13 protein-coding genes and 1 pseudogene are annotated in these 16,337 nt (G+C 72.3%); 6 read left to right on the top strand and 8 right to left on the bottom strand.

The genetic code is table 11. From position 1 onward, the window contains the following. Positions 1-73: 73 nt before the first annotated feature. Entirely contained in the window at positions 74-1,234 is a 1,161-nt protein-coding gene (locus QBL25_RS11045) for a hypothetical protein (RefSeq protein WP_409056850.1), read from the top strand. Positions 1,235-1,470: 236 nt separating this feature from the next. Beyond that, on the top strand, positions 1,471-2,484 hold the full coding sequence (locus QBL25_RS11050) for a phosphatase PAP2 family protein (RefSeq protein WP_409056851.1): 1,014 nt from the start codon (positions 1,471-1,473) through the stop codon (positions 2,482-2,484). A gap of 154 nt (positions 2,485-2,638) precedes the next feature. Here the strand turns inward: QBL25_RS11050 and QBL25_RS11055 are convergent, their stop codons facing one another. Next, entirely contained in the window at positions 2,639-2,854 is a 216-nt protein-coding gene (locus tag QBL25_RS11055) for an I78 family peptidase inhibitor (RefSeq protein WP_409056852.1), read from the bottom strand. 432 nt (positions 2,855-3,286) lie between these two features. On the opposite strand from QBL25_RS11055, the pseudogene ctaD reads away from it, so the two are divergent. Beyond that, a pseudogene (gene ctaD, locus QBL25_RS11060) lies at positions 3,287-4,813 on the top strand (cytochrome c oxidase subunit I); the annotation flags it as partial. A gap of 46 nt (positions 4,814-4,859) precedes the next feature. On the opposite strand, the gene QBL25_RS11065 reads toward ctaD, so the two are convergent. From QBL25_RS11065 to QBL25_RS11085, 5 genes are all read right to left on the bottom strand, one after another. Continuing rightward, the gene (locus QBL25_RS11065; protein ID WP_409056853.1) at positions 4,860-5,930 is read right to left on the bottom strand and encodes a helix-turn-helix transcriptional regulator; all 1,071 of its coding nucleotides are present in this window, start codon (positions 5,928-5,930) and stop codon (positions 4,860-4,862) included. Between the two features lie 87 nt (positions 5,931-6,017). Then, positions 6,018-6,893 (bottom strand): hypothetical protein, encoded by an 876-nt coding sequence (locus QBL25_RS11070; RefSeq protein WP_409056854.1) that lies wholly within the window; start codon positions 6,891-6,893, stop codon positions 6,018-6,020. Continuing rightward, positions 6,890-8,170, bottom strand: coding sequence for a glycosyltransferase family 4 protein (locus QBL25_RS11075; RefSeq protein ID WP_409056855.1), 1,281 nt, complete (start codon positions 8,168-8,170; stop codon positions 6,890-6,892). Before QBL25_RS11075 ends, QBL25_RS11070 begins: the two co-directional genes overlap by 4 nt. A gap of 163 nt (positions 8,171-8,333) precedes the next feature. Continuing rightward, a complete protein-coding gene (locus QBL25_RS11080; protein WP_409056856.1) occupies positions 8,334-9,614 on the bottom strand; it encodes an ABC transporter substrate-binding protein in 1,281 nt (426 codons plus the stop codon). Then, complete coding sequence (locus QBL25_RS11085) at positions 9,589-10,104, bottom strand: hypothetical protein (protein WP_409056857.1); 516 nt, start codon at positions 10,102-10,104, stop codon at positions 9,589-9,591. The genes QBL25_RS11080 and QBL25_RS11085 overlap by 26 nt, the downstream gene beginning before the upstream one ends. 201 nt (positions 10,105-10,305) lie before the next feature. Between QBL25_RS11085 and QBL25_RS11090 the strand changes: the two genes are divergently transcribed. The 3 genes from QBL25_RS11090 to QBL25_RS11100 are packed head-to-tail and all read left to right on the top strand — an operon-like array spanning position 10,306 to position 14,169. After that, the gene (locus QBL25_RS11090) at positions 10,306-10,818 is read left to right on the top strand and encodes a hypothetical protein (RefSeq protein WP_409062609.1); all 513 of its coding nucleotides are present in this window, start codon (positions 10,306-10,308) and stop codon (positions 10,816-10,818) included. A gap of 4 nt (positions 10,819-10,822) precedes the next feature. Then, entirely contained in the window at positions 10,823-13,465 is a 2,643-nt protein-coding gene (locus tag QBL25_RS11095) for an ABC transporter permease subunit (RefSeq protein ID WP_409056858.1), read from the top strand. Beyond that, the gene (locus tag QBL25_RS11100) at positions 13,462-14,169 is read left to right on the top strand and encodes an ABC transporter ATP-binding protein (RefSeq protein WP_409056859.1); all 708 of its coding nucleotides are present in this window, start codon (positions 13,462-13,464) and stop codon (positions 14,167-14,169) included. The genes QBL25_RS11095 and QBL25_RS11100 overlap by 4 nt, the downstream gene beginning before the upstream one ends. On the opposite strand, the gene QBL25_RS11105 is transcribed toward QBL25_RS11100, so the two are convergent. Together QBL25_RS11105 and QBL25_RS11110 are read right to left on the bottom strand one after the other, a co-directional pair. Further along, positions 14,144-15,127: a transglycosylase family protein gene (locus QBL25_RS11105; RefSeq protein ID WP_409056860.1), complete on the bottom strand. Its 984-nt coding sequence runs from the start codon at positions 15,125-15,127 to the stop codon at positions 14,144-14,146. The two genes, QBL25_RS11100 and QBL25_RS11105, sit on opposite strands and share 26 nt — an antisense overlap. Positions 15,128-15,247: 120 nt before the next feature. Continuing rightward, the gene (locus tag QBL25_RS11110; RefSeq protein ID WP_409056861.1) at positions 15,248-15,901 is read right to left on the bottom strand and encodes a transglycosylase family protein; all 654 of its coding nucleotides are present in this window, start codon (positions 15,899-15,901) and stop codon (positions 15,248-15,250) included. Positions 15,902-16,337 lie beyond the last annotated feature (436 nt).

The raw sequence follows: 16,337 nt of genomic DNA on the forward strand, positions 1-16,337 counted from the left end.
CGCCACGCTGCCCACGCATGGACCACGCCCCCGGTCTGTGGGCCGGTTCCCGGCTGCGCCGATAATCGAGCCCGTGACTGACCTGGATCAACGCCCGCCCCCGCCGTCGTACGGCGCCCGTGCGAGCGCCGCGCTGCGCCGTGCGGCGCCCGCCCTCCTCGCCTACGCGGGGGTGCGGGCCCTGGGGGTCGCGGTCCTCGCGGCGTGGAGCGCGGCGGCGGGCAAGAGCGCGCACACGCTCCTCACGGCCCGCTGGGACTCGCTCTGGTACACCCGCGTCGCCGAGCACGGCTACGGCTGGCAGGTGACGCTCCCGGACGGCGGCGTCCACTCGAACCTCGCCTTCTTCCCGCTGCTGCCGTGGCTGGAACGGCTCGTCTCGGCGATCAGCCCCTTGTCGTACGCCGACGCGGGCCTCGTGGTGAGCTGGCTCGCCTCGCTCTGCGCGGCCGGGGGGATCTTCGCGATCGCCGATCACCTCTACGGGCGACGGGCGGGGATCTGCGCGGTCACCCTGTGGGCGGTCCTGCCCGTGGGGATCGTGCAGTCGATGGCGTACAGCGAGTCACTGTTCACGGCGCTCGCGGCCTGGTCGCTGTACGCGGTGCTCACCGGACGCTGGGTGTGGGCGGGCGTGCTCGCCTCGTGCGCGGGTCTGACCCGGCCGGTCGGCGCGGCGGTCGTCGCCGCGATCTGGGTGACGGCCGCCGTCCGCCTGTACCGGGAGCGCCGGCCGGACGCACGCATGATCCTCGGGGTGGTCCTCGCCCCGCTCGGGGCCGCCGGTTACGTCCTGTGGGTCGGCCGTCGCACCGGCGACGGCCTGCTCGGCTATCTCGACGTCCAGGCGGGCTGGGGCAACGGCTTCGACTTCGGTTACGCCTTCGCCCGCTTCGTCGGCGAGAAGTTCACCGGCTTCCCCGCGGCCCTCGCGGGGGTCGGCCTGATCGTCGGGGTCGCCCTGGTGGTCTGGCTGTACGTCGTCGGCGTACGGCAGAAGCAGCCGCTGCCCCTGCTCGTGTACTGCGGGACCGTCGTGGCGCTCGCGCTGTGCGCCGCGGGCTATTTCGGCTCGAAGCCGCGCCTCCTGCTGCCCGCCTTCCCCCTGCTGATGCCCCTCGCCGTGGCCCTCGCCCGACTGCGTACGTCCAGGTCGGCGCTGGTGCTGGGGGGTGTGGCCGCGGTGAGCGCGGCGTACGGGGCGTTCTGGCTGAACGGCTCGGGTCCGCCATGATCATTTCCGGGCGCCCGGTGAGCGGGCGGGAAATTCCGCACCAGCCCCCGGTGAACGAATTAATAAGGGGCATAAAACGGCGGTGTGAATGATCTACGAATTCGGTAAGGGTGCGATCTCGTAATAGGTAAACCGCCGGAATAAAGCCGCGTCTGAGATCAATGCCACATCACATCGTCATCACAAAGCCACTGATTCGGCCTAGTCCCGCACTCACTCGCTGTAACGTCGATTGGGTGCGTACCGAACGAAACCTCACCCGTCTGGACCGGGTCTTCGCCCGTCTCGACCGGGAGCCGGAACGACCGGCCGGCCTCGACCTGCCGAGGATGAGCAGACACAGGATCGTGCTCTTCAGCGCGACCCTGGCCTTCTACCTCGCCATCGTGGTCGCCGTGCTGACCACGTCGTGGCTGGTGCGGTTCGACTGGCAGGTCATGTTCTTCCGGCCCTACCAGCAGTGGCCCGAGATCCACGCCTTCCTCGACTACTGGGTGGTCCTGGGCCAGCGCGGCCCCACCGCCGTGATGGTCGCGGCCTGGCTGGGCTGGCGCTCCTGGCGCCAGCACACGATCCGCCCGCTCCTGACGTTCGGCGCCGCGCTGCTGCTGCTCAACGTCACCGTCGGCGCCGCCAAGATCGGCATGGGCCGCCTCGGCCCGCACTACGCCACCACGATCGGCGCCAACGAGATGTGGCTCGGCGGCGATATATTCCCCTCCGGTCACACCGCCAACGCCGTGGTGACCTGGGGAATCCTGGCCTACATGGCCTCCACCCCGCGCACCCGCCGCTATCTCTCGGCGCTCTCCGCCGTGGTCTCCCTCAGCGTCGGCCTGACCACCGTCTACCTCGGCACGCACTGGCTGAGCGACGTCTTCCTCGGCTGGGCCGCGGGTCTGCTCGTCCTGCTCGCGCTGCCCTGGGTGGAGCCGCTGCTCACCCGGGTCGAGGGCTGGATCTTCAGCGTGCGGGAGCTGTGGCGCGCCCGCCGCGCCGGCCTCGCGCCCCCGGTCGCCCCGGCCCCGGCCAGGATGCCGCAGCCCGCGCCCGCGCCCGGCGGCGACGCCCCGCCCCGCGAGCCGGTCGGTGCCGCCCGCCCCGCCCGCGCCCCGGCCTACCTCGCGCCGGGCCCGCACACGCCGCGCTCCGAGCGCAGCCCGGTCACCCCGGCCGGCAGCCGCCGCCCGCCGCACTCCGAGCGCTCCTCACGCGCCGCCACGTCGCCCCGCCCGGTGGCGGGCGGCTAGCCCCAAGACAGCGGGGGCCGGTACGCACAACCCATCCCCCGCACCGCGAAGGCCCCGGTTCCGTCCAGGAACCGGGGCCTTTCGCCGTGCCGTGGTCTTGCGCCGCCGGAGGCCGCCGAGGGCCGCCGAGGGCCGCCGAGGCCCTCCGGAGCGGTCAGCCCTTCCAGCAGCGGATCACGACGCCTTCCTTGACCTCGAAGTTGAGCCGCCCCGCGAGGTACTCCATGGTGATGATCGCGCCCGGCGGCAGCGACCTGACGGTGGACCAGCCGCGCTCGCGGGCCTGCCGCTCGGCGGCCTCGGCGGCGACGCCGACGTAGGCGTCCAAGCTGTCCTGGGGTTCGGCGGGAGGGGTCGGTATAGGTGCCATGCACGCCACGTTAGGCCGCCCGCCCCGGCCGGGGAAGGCCGTAGCCGGACACCATGCGTCACCGGTCCCCCTCCGGTCACGCTTCTGTCACAGGATCACGACGTGCGTTTCGCCTTAACTCCGTCACACGTACGGGCGGTTCCGGAGTTGTTCCGACGGCATTTCCGCATTTCCCGCGAGGTCCCCGGAAGCTCATCGGGAGCACGCCGATACCACCCTAATAGCGTGCCGGACAGACAGCGGACCAGCCTTTTACAGACCCTCCCCCATTCGGAATCCAGTGCGCCCGGCGCGAGGTGACGCCGTATAGGGAATTCAGGGTTCCAGCACAGCCGGCCCGTACGCCCCCTGTCGGATCCGGGTCCGACGCGAGCATCATGGCGGGTGCTTCGAGCAGGGTCAGCGAGCAGCACGACGGCGAAGGGGCGAGCGATGGGGACCGAGACCGCGACCGCGGCGGCACCGCCACTCCGGCAGAAGACTCCGGGCCGGGTCCTCGTGGACTGGCTGACCACCACGGACCACAAGAAGATCGGGCACCTGTACCTGATCACGTCGTTCGTGTTCTTCCTCGCCGCGGGCCTGATGGCGCTGGCGATGCGGGCCGAACTCGCCCGGCCGGGCCTTCAGCTGATGTCGAACGACGAGTTCAACCAGCTGTTCACCATGCACGGCACGATCATGCTGCTGCTCTTCGCGACGCCGACCTTCGCGGGCTTCGCCAACGAGATCATGCCGCTCCAGATCGGCGCCCCCGACGTGGCCTTCCCCCGGCTCAACATGCTGTCGTACTGGCTGTTCCTCTTCGGCGGCCTGATGGTGCTCGGCTCGTTCCTGGTGCCCGGCGGGCCCGCCAACTTCGGCTGGTTCGCCTACGCGCCGCTCAACAGCATGGAGCGGTCGCCGGGGATCGGCGCCGATCTGTGGATCATGGGCCTCGCGCTCTCCGGGTTCGGCACGATCCTCGGCTCGGTGAACTTCCTGACGACCATCATCGGGATGCGGGCCCCCGGCATGACGATGTTCCGGATGCCCGTCTTCACCTGGAACGTCCTGTTCACCTCGATCCTGGTGCTCCTGGCGTTCCCCGTGCTGGCCGCCGCCCTGCTCGTCCTGGAGGCGGACCGGCGCTTCGGCTCCATGGTGTTCGCCCCGGAGAACGGCGGTGCGCTGCTGTGGCAGCACCTCTTCTGGTTCTTCGGGCACCCCGAGGTCTACATCATCGCGCTGCCGTTCTTCGGGATCATCACGGAGATCATCCCGGTCTTCAGCCGGAAGCCGATCTTCGGATATCTGCCGCTGGTCGGCGCGACGATGGCCATCACCGGGCTCTCGGTCGTCGTGTGGGCGCACCACATGTTCGCGACGGGCGCGGTCCTCCTGCCCTTCTTCTCCTTCATGTCCTTCCTGATCGCGGTCCCCACGGGCGTGAAGTTCTTCAACTGGACGGGAACGATGCTCAAGGGCTCCCTGTCCTTCGAGACACCGATGCTGTGGGCGATCGGCTTCCTGGTGAGCTTCCTCTTCGGCGGTCTGACCGGCGTCATCCTGGCCTCGCCGCCCCTGGACTTCCACGTCACCGACACGTACTTCGTCGTGGCGCACTTCCACTACGTCGTGTTCGGCACCGTGGTCTTCGCGACCTTCGGCGGCTTCTACTTCTGGTGGCCCAAGCTCACCGGGAAGATGCTCGACGAGAGGCTCGGGAAGATCCACTTCTGGACGCTCTTCGCCGGTTTCCACCTGACGTTCCTGGTGCAGCACTGGCTGGGCGCGGAGGGCATGCCCCGGCGGTACGCGGACTACCTCGCGGCGGACGGCTTCACGGCGCTCAACACCGTCTCGTCCATGGGGGCGTTCCTGCTGGGCATGTCCACGCTGCCGTTCCTCTACAACGTCTGGAAGACCGCCAGGTACGGCCGGAAGGTCGACGTCGACGACCCCTGGGGCTTCGGCCGCTCCCTGGAGTGGGCCACCGCCTGCCCGGCGCCGCGCCACAACTTCGTCACCCTGCCCCGGATCCGCTCGGAGTCCCCGGCGTTCGACCTGCACCACCCTGAGTTCGCGGCGTTCCATCCGCCCCAGGCGCAGTATCCGGACCCGCAGACCGAACACCCCGGTCCAGGGCCCGGCTCAGGAGGTCCCGAGCCTCGCTGATCCGCCCGGTGAAGTCTTCGGGCTCGACGACCTCGAACTCGAAGCCCATCAGGAGCACGTGGATCACCATGACGTCCAGGCTCATCGCGCCCGTGCGCAGCAGGCAGCTGTGCCCGGTCTCGGCCTCCAGGGTGCCGTCCGACGGGGTGACCCGCTGGGCCGCCTCCTCCAGGGGCACCAGGAGCCGGAACACCGCCCGGGCGGCGTACGCGTGCGTGGAGACGCCCCGGGAGACGTACGCGGCGAGGTCGTCGGCGGGCGGGGTGCGCGGCGCGAAGCGCGGTCCGTGCGGCGGCCTCGGGGTGACGCGGTCCACGCGGAACGTGCGCCAGTCGCCGCGGTCCAGGTCCCAGGCGACCAGGTACCAGCGGCGCTCGGTGCAGACGATGCGGTGCGGTTCCACCGTGCGGCGGGTCGAACTGCCGCCGTGGTCGCGGTAGTCGAAGCGCAGGCGCTCCGCGTCCCGGCAGGCGTGGGCGAGTTCGGTCAGGACCGAGGGGTCGACGGTCTGCTGCCGCGGGGCCGTGAGCATCGGCACGGTGTACGCCGTCAGGGCGCCCACCCGGCGCCGCAGCCTGCCGGGCAGGACCTGCTCCAGCTTGCCCAGGGCGCGTACGGAGGTCTCGCCGATGCCCTCGATGCCCTGTCCGGCGGCGGTGCGCAGGCCGACGGCCACGGCGACCGCCTCGTCGTCGTCCAGGAGCAGCGGCGGCAGTTCCGCGCCCGCCCCGAGCCGGTAGCCGCCGCCCGTGCCGGGGCTCGCGTGGACCGGGTAGCCGAGCTCGCGCAGCCGGTCCACGTCGCGCCGCACGGTGCGCGGGGTGACGCCGAGCCGCTCGGCCAGGTCGGCGCCCGGCCAGTCGCGGTGGGCCTGGAGCAGCGAGAGCAGACGGAGCAGGCGTGCGGAGGTCTCCAACATGGGGCCGATTGTGCCCGGCGTCGCGGACAGCCACGGTCCGCGACGGCGCCGTCCCCCGCCGGCCTCGGGCGCCGGCCCGCGCCGAGGTCAGCCCTCGACCGTGTTGGCCTCGCGGATCCGCACCGAGAGGTCGTTGTCGTTCGTGTAGTACGGGCCCGCCTCCAGCGGGCCGTGCGCCGCGGTGTCGACCCGGACCGCCGGGTAGGTGAAGATCTGCTTCTTGTCCGGCACGTCGTCCAGGAGCCGTGCGAGCCGGATCCGGGGCCCGCTCTCGCCCGCGGGGCGCAGCCAGAGGTCCCAGGGGCCCGGGCCCTCGGCCGCGAGCACGTCGCAGCGCAGGCCGAAGCTGAACTCCACGCCGTCGGCGCTCACTTCGGAGCGCTCGGTCCGCTCGGGCGCGGCACGCCGGGTCGCCTCGGCGTACGCGGCGCCGGTCAGCGCGGTGCCGTAGACGCGGCCCTGCGCGGTCACCTCGGTCCCGGCGATCTCCAGCTCCCCGACCTCGGCGTGCGGGGCGCGCAGCCAGCTGCGCACGGAGAGGTTGCCCTGCTTGGTCGCGTACGGGATGCGGACGGCGATGTGGCCGCGGGCGCCGCTGGGGGCGCGGTCGACCAGCGAGCGCAGGTCGTTGACGCCGGGCGCCAGGCGGCGCGGGGTGCCGCCGCCGACCTCCGCGTAGGCGTTCCAGCGGCCCTCGGCCAGCTGCACGCTGCTGGGCAGCGCGGCCCGCAGCCTGCCGTCGGCCGCGGGCGACAGCGGCAGCCGTACGTCCTCGGCGGCCGAGGCCGCGTCGCGGCGGCGCAGCAGCAGGTAGGCGGCGCCCTTGCCACCGGGGTCGGTGACGTCGAAGGTGAGGCCTCCGGCGGAGTCCGCGATGCAGTCGGCGCGCGGTGCCGCCGCGACGTCCTGATCGGCACCGGTGTCGCAGGGCGATGAGGCGTCCGAGGTGGCCAGAGCCGTCATGCGGTGAATCCCTTCGTCTTTATGCCGGTGTGGGGTACCCCGTGTCCGATGTCCCGCACGGCGTAGGCGCCGCCGAGCAGCGCGCCGCGGGTGCGGTGCAGCGAGCCGCGCAGCCGGCCGCCGAAGGAGCTGCCGCGGTCGAGCATGCCGGTGAACATCGCGTCGTAGCGTTCGGCGATGCGGGCCGGGTCGAAGCGCTCGGAATCCTGGAGCGCGGCGCCCGCCATGCGGTGGCGCAGCGGGTCGTTGTTGATCAGTTCGAGCAGGCCGCCCGCGATCGCGTCGGGGTTGCCGACCTCGACGAGGCGTCCGTCGACACCGTTGTCGATGATCTCGCCCGGGCCGTGCGGGCAGTCCGTGGCCACCACGGGCAGTCCGCAGCGCATGGCCTCGACGATGGTCATGCCGAAGGATTCGAGGCTGGAGGTGACGGCCGCGATGGAGCCCTTGGCCCACTCGGGCTCGATGGGGTGGGCCGGGCCCATGAGGAAGACGTGGTTGTAGAGGCCGAGTTCGTCTATCAGGGCGCGCAGCTTGTCCTTCTGCTTGCCGCCGCCGTAGATCCGCAGCCGCCAGTCCGGGCGCTCCGCGCGCACCTGGTCGAAGGCCCGTATCAGCAGGTCGTACCGCTTGACGGGGGCGAGCCGCCCCGCCGCGACGACCCACTTCTGGGAGCCGTCGGCGGGCTCGATGCCGGGTGCGGGCACGGGGTTGGGCACGGCCTGCACATGGACGCCGGGCAGGCGCATCTTGCGGCGGTAGGCACGGGCGTCGGCCTCGGTCGTCGTGGTCAGGACGTCGAGGCGGGGGTAGACGCTGCGCAGCTGGCGGCGGAGCTCCTTGGAGTGGCTGTCGAGCGTGAGGTGCTCCTGGCCGACGCGCAGCGGCCCGCGGGCGGTCTCCCGGGCGAGGTGCACGTTCAGGCCGGGGCGCGTGCCGACCACCACGTCCGCGCTGACGGAGGAGAGGTGTTCGGCGATGCGCCGGTCGGTCAGGGCGCTGTACTGGTCGTAGCGGCCCTCCGCGCTGGGAAACGTCCGCGCGGGCCGCAGGGCTTCGGGGCTCTCGCCTTCGTAGCCGGGGCTTTCCTTGCGCAGGTCGACCAGGTGGCTCAGCCGGACGCGGGAGCCGGGCGAGAACACGGGGTCGTCGCGGTGCCGGAAGACGGAGACGATCTCGACGTCGTGCTGCTCGGCGAGTGTGTTCGCCAAGTTGTACGTCGTCCGGATCGTCCCGCCGATTCCGTACGCGTTATGAATCAGGAAAGAGATATGCATGCGTCCCCGTATCCCACGCTTCCCCGCGGACAATCCCTCTCGTCCGCCTACCGCAGGGTTAGACGGGGATTACGGCCCGAGGGTTGGGTTTCATCATCATCTTGTTCCTGAACAGTTGTGCTATCGGTACCCGGTTCCGGGAACTTCCTGCTAGATGCACGCATCATGGCTGGTAGGAGAGCTGCGGCACATCGAAGCAGTTGTCGTTCATGTCCCCCTGTGTGACCCAGCCCTCACCGTCCTTCCAGCGCGCCACCGACACACAGGTCCTGCGGGTCCTGGGCGGATCGGCCCGCCGCTCGTACGTCACCGGCAGGAGCAGCCCCCGCGCGGTGTACGACTCGCCCCGGTCCATGAAGCGGTCCACGCACGCGCGCGTGACCTCACCCCGGCAGGACGCCGCCGCGTCCGTGAACCACATGGCGGCGGCCCAGCCCTCCAGCTGCCACTGCGACAGCTCCTCGTGCCCCTTCATGGCGGCACGGAACTCGCGTACGGCCGGCCGGTCGGTGTCCTCGTGGTTGCGGCTCGCGCCGGTGGCCCACAGAGCGTTGCGGCAGCGCGGTGCGTCCTTGTAGTCGCCGGGCACCGCGGACGTCCAGTTCTGCACGTTGGTGACCTTGGCGGTCACGCGCACGCCCACGTCGTCCATCGCCTCGCACAGCCGGGCGTTGCCGTGGGTGTCCAGCGCGTCGAAGACGAGGTCGGCGCCCTGTTCCTTCAGGTCGGCCGCCACCGCGCGGAAGTTGGGCAGCGCGAAGTCGACCTGCTCGGTGACCACCTTGTAGCCCTCGGCCTTCAGGCCCCGGGTGACGAGCCGGGCGTACGCGGCGGACGAGGCCTGGTTGTAGGAGACGACGGCGGCGGTGCGCGCCCCCTGCTCGCGCTTGAAGTAGCGGTAGACCTCGGTCCCGCCGACCAGCTTGCCGCCCCAGCCGGGCTTCCCGTTGCGCGGGGCGACGCTGCCGTAGATCCCGTAGAGATGCGGATAGGTGTCGTACGCGGACCCGATCGGCTGGCCCCCGACGTCGGGCACCCCGGCGGCGGAGACCCGGGAGGCCCCCGCGTAGTCGAGCGAGGTGGTCGCGACGAGCGCGACGACGTGCTCCTCGTCGATCAGCTTGTGCACGCACTCGTTGTTGCCGACACCGCTGCCGCCGTCGTCGCACGTGCGCACCTCGACCTCGCGCCCCGCGATGCCGCCCCGCGCGTTCAGCCGCTCGAAGTACGCCTTGGCGCCGTCCCTGGGCCCGGTGAACGCGGAGCCGCCGACCGGACTGGTCGCGCTGGTGATGATGCCGACGCGGACCGGCGCCCCCGAAGGGGCGGGCGCCGTGCTCCTGTCCTCGAAGTCGCTCTCGGGAAGCCGGCTGCCGCACCCGGCCGCCACCACCAGCAGCGCGACCGCGGCCAGTGCCTCAGCAGCCCGGACCGGGCGACTCATTGCCGCTCAGCTTCACCAGGGCGCAGAGCGTCTTGACGGACACCTTCCAGGTGCCGTCCTGGAGGACGGAGGTGCCCGAGGCGTCGGGCAGCGCGGTGGCACCCTTCAGGGTCAGGGCGTACGTCACGTCCGCCTCGGTCGCCGAGCCGAACACGACCTTGTTGACGTCGGCGCTGACCTGCTTGCCGCGCTCGTCGCCGCTGAAGCCGTCCAGGACGCCCCGCATCTTCGCCCCGTTCTCCAGGACGTCCTCCTTCTCCTTGACGGGGACGGCGGGATCGAAGAACTTCTCGAAGTTCTTCTTGACCTCTTTCTCGGCCGCCGCCGGATCCGCGGGGGCGCTCGCGTCGTCCGAAGGGGCTTCGGAGGGGGATTCCTCGCTCGACTTCTCCGCGGACGGCTCGGGCGGCGCGCTGTCGCCGCCCCCGCCGCTGTCGTCGCCGCACGCGACGGCGGCCGGGGCGACCAGCAGGACCACGGCAGCCGCCATCGCCGCGCTCCGCGCCCTTCCCCGCCTGCGAACGCTCCCCCGCTTGGGGCTTGTCCAGAGCACCATCTGGCTCACCACCGGGTATCGGTCCGGGTCATCAGGGCCCGGAGCTTTCAGGGTCGGCTTGCAGAAGGCATAGTGCAATCCATCGGCTGACATGGACAGCCCACCGACGCTACGAACGTGTCCCAGGGGGCGCAGATGCGGGCGGCTCAACCGGATCAGACCTCTCGTTCGGCCGGGCTCCGTGCCGTGCGCCCCGTCCTCTGGGCCGCCTTCGCCGCCCTCGCCGCCGGTGCGGTGCTCTGCGTGATCGGCTGGTACGGCATGTCCGGCGAACGCTTCGCCGAGCGCCAACTCCCCTACCTCGCCTCGTGCACGGTGCCGGGCGCCGCCCTGATCGTCGCGGGGGCGGTGCTCCTCGCCCACGGCAGGAGCACCCTGGCCACGGCCCGCGTCGAGGAGCTGTACGAGCTCCTGGTCACGGCGGGCACGGCCCCCGCTCCGGAGGAACAGCCGGACCCGGTGGCGGCCGGCGGCGACCTGCTGATGATCCCGGGCGGCACGCTCTGGCACCGCGCGGACTGCCCCCTGGTGGCGGACAAACCGGAGGCGGTCCCCGCGGACGCCCACATCCTGGCGACCGGCGATCTGAGCCCCTGCCCCATCTGCGAACCGAAGGCGACCCCGATCACCCCGGCACCGGAGCACTGACCCGGTGTCCTCCCTGAGCTACGACCTGACGCTGGCCGGGCTCGCGGTCGGCAGCGCGGCGGCCCTCACCGGCATCGGCCTGATCGTCACCTACCGCGCGACCGGCGTCCTGAACTTCGCGCACGGCGCGATCGCGATGGTCTGCGCGTACCTCCTGCGCCAGCTGGTGGTGGAGTGGCACTGGCCGCTGCCCCTGGCCACGGCGCTCACGCTCCTTCTGGTCGCCCCGGCCATCGGCCTGCTCCTGGAGAAGGCCGTCTTCCGCCCCCTGTCGATCCTGGGCAGCGACCCGGCCCAGACCCTGGTGGCCTCCATCGGCGTCTTCGTGCTCCTGGTCGGGGGCGCCGCGCTGGTCTGGGGCCCGGGAGCGCGGTCCGACGCGCCGACCCTCTCGGCGGACCCCTGGGCTCCGTTGGCCGTGACTGCGGCCATCGCCGCGACGGTCTGGGCGGTGACCCGCTGGACCCGCTTCGGCGCCGAACTGCGGGCCGTGGTCGACAACCGCCCCCTCGCGGTGCTCGGCGGCATCGACGCGGACCGGGTGGCCTCCGTGGGCTGGGCGTTCGGCGCCTTCACCGCGGGCCTCACGGGCACCCTGCTCGCCCCCTTCGTACGTCTGGACCCCTACGGCCTGCCGCTGCTGGTCATGGAGGTGATGGCGGTCGCGGTGGCGGCCCGGATGCGGAGCCTGTCCGTCGCGGTCGTGGTGGCCCTCGGGCTCGGCGTGGCCCAGAGCCAGCTGACCCGCCTGCACCCGTCCGGCTGGGCGGAGCCCCTCGTGCAGTCCCTGGGCGCGAACCTCTTCGTGGTGGCCCTGCTCGTCGCGGCCCTGGTCCTCCCCGGCGCCGGCGCGCGGACCACGCTCCCCCGCGCGGCGACGGCGCGCTTCCCGGCCCCGCCGGGCGCGTGGATCGTGGCGGCGGTCCTCTTCCTCATCCCCCTGGGCTTCGCGGGCTCGGACCTGACCACGTCGGTCCAGGTGCCGGCCCTGGCCGTCATCCTCCTCTCGCTGGTCATCGTCACGGGCAGGGGCGGCCAGATATCCCTGGGCCAGGCGGCGTACGCGGGTCTGGGCGCGCTCTTCACCGCGCTCCTGGCGGCGGGCCGCTTCCCGGGCCTGCCCCAGCTCCCCCAGCTGCTCGCCCTGGCCGTGGCCGTCCTCCTGGTGGCCCCCCTCGGCCTGGTCACCGGCTGGCCCGCGATCAGCCGCCGCGGCCTCGCGCTGGCCCTGGCGACGTTCGCGGTCGGCGTCGGGGTCAGCCGCTTCGTCTTCGCCCAGCCGTACGCGACGTCGGGCCTGGGCCTGGAGCGACCCGCGGGGTTCGACGGCGACCGGGCGTACTACGTCCTCGAACTGGTCCTGCTCGCCGGGGCGTTGCTCTTCGCGGCGGGCCTGCGCCGGGGCCGCACGGGGCGGGCGCTGGCCGCGATGCGGGATCACGAGGCGGGGGCGGCGGCCGCGGGGGTGCCGGTACGGTCCCTGAAGCTCACGGCGTTCGTGGCCGGTGCGGCGCTGGCCGCCCTGGGGGGCGGGATGCTGGGCATGGGGTTACGGGCCTTCGACCCCGCCGCGTACGACCCCGTGCGGGGGCTTCTCTGGTTCGCGGCGGTGGTGGTCCTGGGGGCGGACAGTCTGCTGGGGGCGTGTGTGGCGGCGGCGCTGCTGGTGGGGCTCGACGCGGGGGCGCGGGGTGGGGTGGCGGCGGCCTTGATCGGCGTTCTCGCGGTGCTGACGTCCCGGGCGCTGCCGTTCGCCCGGCGGCGTCGCCCCTCTCTGACCCCGGTGGGCCTGCGGGCCCGGGGGGCTCTCCCTCTTTCCCTTCGGCCCCGCCCGCCTGCCCGGTTGCCCCGTGGCGTCATCCTCACGAACAAGCTCTCCCGCCCACCCGCCCGATTGCCTCGTGGCCTCATCCTTACCGACAAGCTCTCCCGGTCACCTGCCCGATTGCCCCGTGGCTTCGCCCCTCTCGCCGCTCACCACCTCACCGCCTCCTACGACGGCTTCACCGCTCTCGGTGGTGTGGATCTCTCCGTGCCCCCCGGCCGCATCACCGCCGTGGTCGGACCCAACGGCGCGGGCAAGAGCACCCTCTTCCACTGCCTCGCCGGCACCCTGCGGCCCGACTCCGGCCGCATCACCCTCGGCGGCCACGACATCACCCGTACCCCCGCCCACGCCCGCACCCGTCTCGGCCTGGCCCGCACGTTCCAGCAGCTGGCCGTGTTCCCCTCCCTGACCGTCACCGAGAACGTCCAGGTGGGCGCGGACCAGGCCCGACGCAGTCACCCCCGCGCCACCGCCCACACCCTGCGCCTCCTCTCCCTCCACCACGACACGACCCGCCACCACCCCGCCGCGGACCTCCCCACCGGCACCCTCCGCCGCGTGGAACTGGCCCGAGCGCTCGCGGGAAACCCCCACACCCTCCTCCTCGACGAACCCGCGGCAGGCCTGGACACCGCCGAAGTGGCCGCCCTGGCCCGCGTCCTGCGCGCCCTGGCCGCCGACGGCACGGCGATCCTGGTGGTCGAGCACGACATCGACCTGGTCGCCGACCTCGCCGACACCGTGCACGTCATGGCCGCCGGCCGCATCGTCGCGTCGGGCCCGCCGACCGAGGTCCTGGACCGGGCGGCGGCCCCATGAGGAACGGCATCGAACTGCGTCGGGCCCGCGTCCGCTACGGCCCCCTCGAAGCCCTGCACGGCGTGACCCTCGCCGCCCCGGCACCGGGCCTGACCATCCTCCTGGGCCGCAACGGCTCGGGCCGCACCACCACCCTGCGCGCCCTCGCCGGCACGGCTCCCCTCACCACCGGCGCCGTCACCTGGGACGGCACCGACGTCACCCGGCTCCCCGCCCACGCACGCGCCCGGCGCGGCCTGTGCTTCGTACCGGACGGACAAGCGGTCTTCGGCCACCTCACGGTCGCCGAGAACCTCCGGCTCTCCGCACCCGGTTCCGGCCCCGGGGGCGACCTCTCCCCGGCCCTGGACGCCTACCCCGAGCTGCGCCCCCTCCTGCCCCGCCCGGCAGGCACCCTCTCCGGCGGCGAACAGCGCATGCTCGCGGTCTCCCGCGCCCTCCTGACCGCCGGCGCCCGGGTGATCCTGGTCGACGAACCCACCCAGGGCATGTCCCCCGCCGTCGCGTCCCGGACGTACGCGCTCCTCGCCGGTCTGAGCAGGCGCGACCCGCCCACCTGCGTCATGACCGCGGAACAGCGGCTGCCGTCCGGCCTGCGCGAACACGCGGGCCGGACGGCGGTGGTCGTGCACGAGCTGCGCCGTGGCGCGGTCGTGTTCAGCGGCGAAGCAGCAGAACTCAGCCGCCGGACACCGGAGACGTAGACGTGGGTGTGGGTGTGGGTGTCGGTGTGGGTGTGGGTGACGGTGTCGATGCAGGCGGAGGCGTAGAGCCGGGCTTGACGACGCCGGAAGGCTTCACCGACTCGACGGGCTCAGCCGACTCCGAAGGCTTGGCCGACCCCGAAGGCTTCGCGGACGCCGATGGCTTCGCCGACCCCGATGGCTTCACCGAAGCCCCAGGCTTCGCGGACTCCGAAGGCTTCGCGGACTCCGAAGGCTTCGGTTGCTTGTCCGCATCCTTGCCGGCACCCGGCTTATCGCCCTTACCGGCCATGCCGTCCTTGCCCGGCTTGCCATTCTTGCCCGGCTTACCAGTCTTGTCCGGCTTCCCCTCCTTCGTCAGCTCGGACCCCTTCGCCGTCTTCTTCGGGATCACCAGCCGCGCCCCCACGGACAACCGGTCAGGACTGCTCCCGACCTCCTCGCGATTGGCTCGATACAGGGCTTCCCATCCGCCCTTCACGTCGTACCGCCGGGCGATGGAGCTCAGCGTCTCCCCCGCCTTCACGACGTGCACGACGCCCCAGCCTTCCCGGATCTCCCGGGGGATCCTCTTGGAGCACACGGGCCAGGCCTTCCACCCCTGGACCCGCAGCACCGCCTCGGCGACCTTGATCTGCTCCGCCTTGGTGGCCAGGTCGGCGCGCCGCGCGTACTTGAGCCCGCCGAACTCCTCCCAGGTGGACTGCTTGAACTGCAAGCCCCCGTAGAACCCGTTCCCCGTGTTCACGTGCCACCGGCCGGTACTCTCGCACTCCGCGAGGCAGTTCCAGCGCCCCCCGGTGCGCGAGCAGTCGTACGCGGCGAGAGCGGCCCCCGGTCCCGGCAGGGGCCGCGGCGGGGTCGGGGCCGCGGACGCGGGCAGGGGCAGCAGCAGCGAGGCGGCAGCGGCGATGACCAGACCAGCGGGCCACGACGACCGGAGACTCTTGATCGGCATCGGATACATCCGCCCACGCTAGGCAGCGCCCCCGCGGCGCGGAGCCGTGCCGCGCCGCCACGGGCGCGGCCCCACCCGGTCGGAGGACCGGGCGGGACCGCGCCTCTGAGTGGCCGCGGCTCAGAGATCGAGCCGCTGGCCGGGCAGGATCACGTTCGGATCCCCGCCGATGACCGCCTTGTTGGCGGCGTACACCTGCTGCCAGCCGACGCCGTGCGCGGCCGCGATCCGGCTGAGGGTGTCCCCCTGCCGAACGGTGTAGTCACCGCGCCCGGATCCCCGGTTCGCGTGACCCGGCGTCCGCTGCGGCTCGGCGGGCCGCTGCTTCGCCGCCTTGGGTGCCGCCTGGGCCGCCTTGGGTGCCTGCGGTGCCTTGGCGGCCTTGGGGGCCGCCGGAGCGGCTGCCGCCCCCGGCGCGCTCCCGGACGCACCCGCCCGTGCCGAACAGCTGGGCCACGCGCCCCACCCCTGGGCGCGCTGGACCTTCGAGGCGACAGCGATCTGCTGCGCCTTGGACGCCTGGTCGGCGGTCGCCGCATAGGCGCCCCCGCCGTACGCGCGCCAGGTGGACGCGGAGAACTGGAGTCCTCCGTAGTAGCCGTTCCCGGTGTTGATGTGCCAGTTTCCGCCGCTCTCGCACTGAGCGATGCGATCCCACACTCCGCTGTCCGCCGCCCCGGCCTGGCCGGTGGCGGCGAGCAGTCCCAGCGGGGCGAGCAACGCCGCTCCGCCGATCACTGCTGTCCTGCGAACGCACTTGGGACGTGCGGACATGAATATCCCTCTCGAAGGACCCGGGGTCCCCCAGGTGTCCCGGACCTCCCGCGCATCTGACGCCGGAGGTCCGCTCACCCCGTCCGCCGGAGTCCGGCACGTTCGTGCCGTGGTGCCCCAGCTGGCTGCCCGGCGCGGCCGGCGGACATACCCGAGCGGTGCTCGCTGCACACGGCGGTGGAATCTAGGTGCCTGCTCGCCCCGATATCAACCAACTCCTTGTCATTCCAGGCCAGTTGGACGTTACCGGCAGTATCGGCGATTTCCAGCCAGCCACTTAATTCCCTGATTTCCGTATTTGTCGACCTGTCGGCAGAGCGATCTGTGACCCAGCTCACCGGGGCAACTTGCCTGTACGCAGAAGACGTTGGCGCGGAGTGACGGATTCCGCGGGGCAACTCACCCTCCGCTGCGGATGGTTCGATTCCGTTCGCCT

Source organism: Streptomyces sp. SYP-A7185, from assembly GCF_046103685.1.
In the GTDB taxonomy this organism is placed as follows: domain Bacteria; phylum Actinomycetota; class Actinomycetes; order Streptomycetales; family Streptomycetaceae; genus Streptomyces.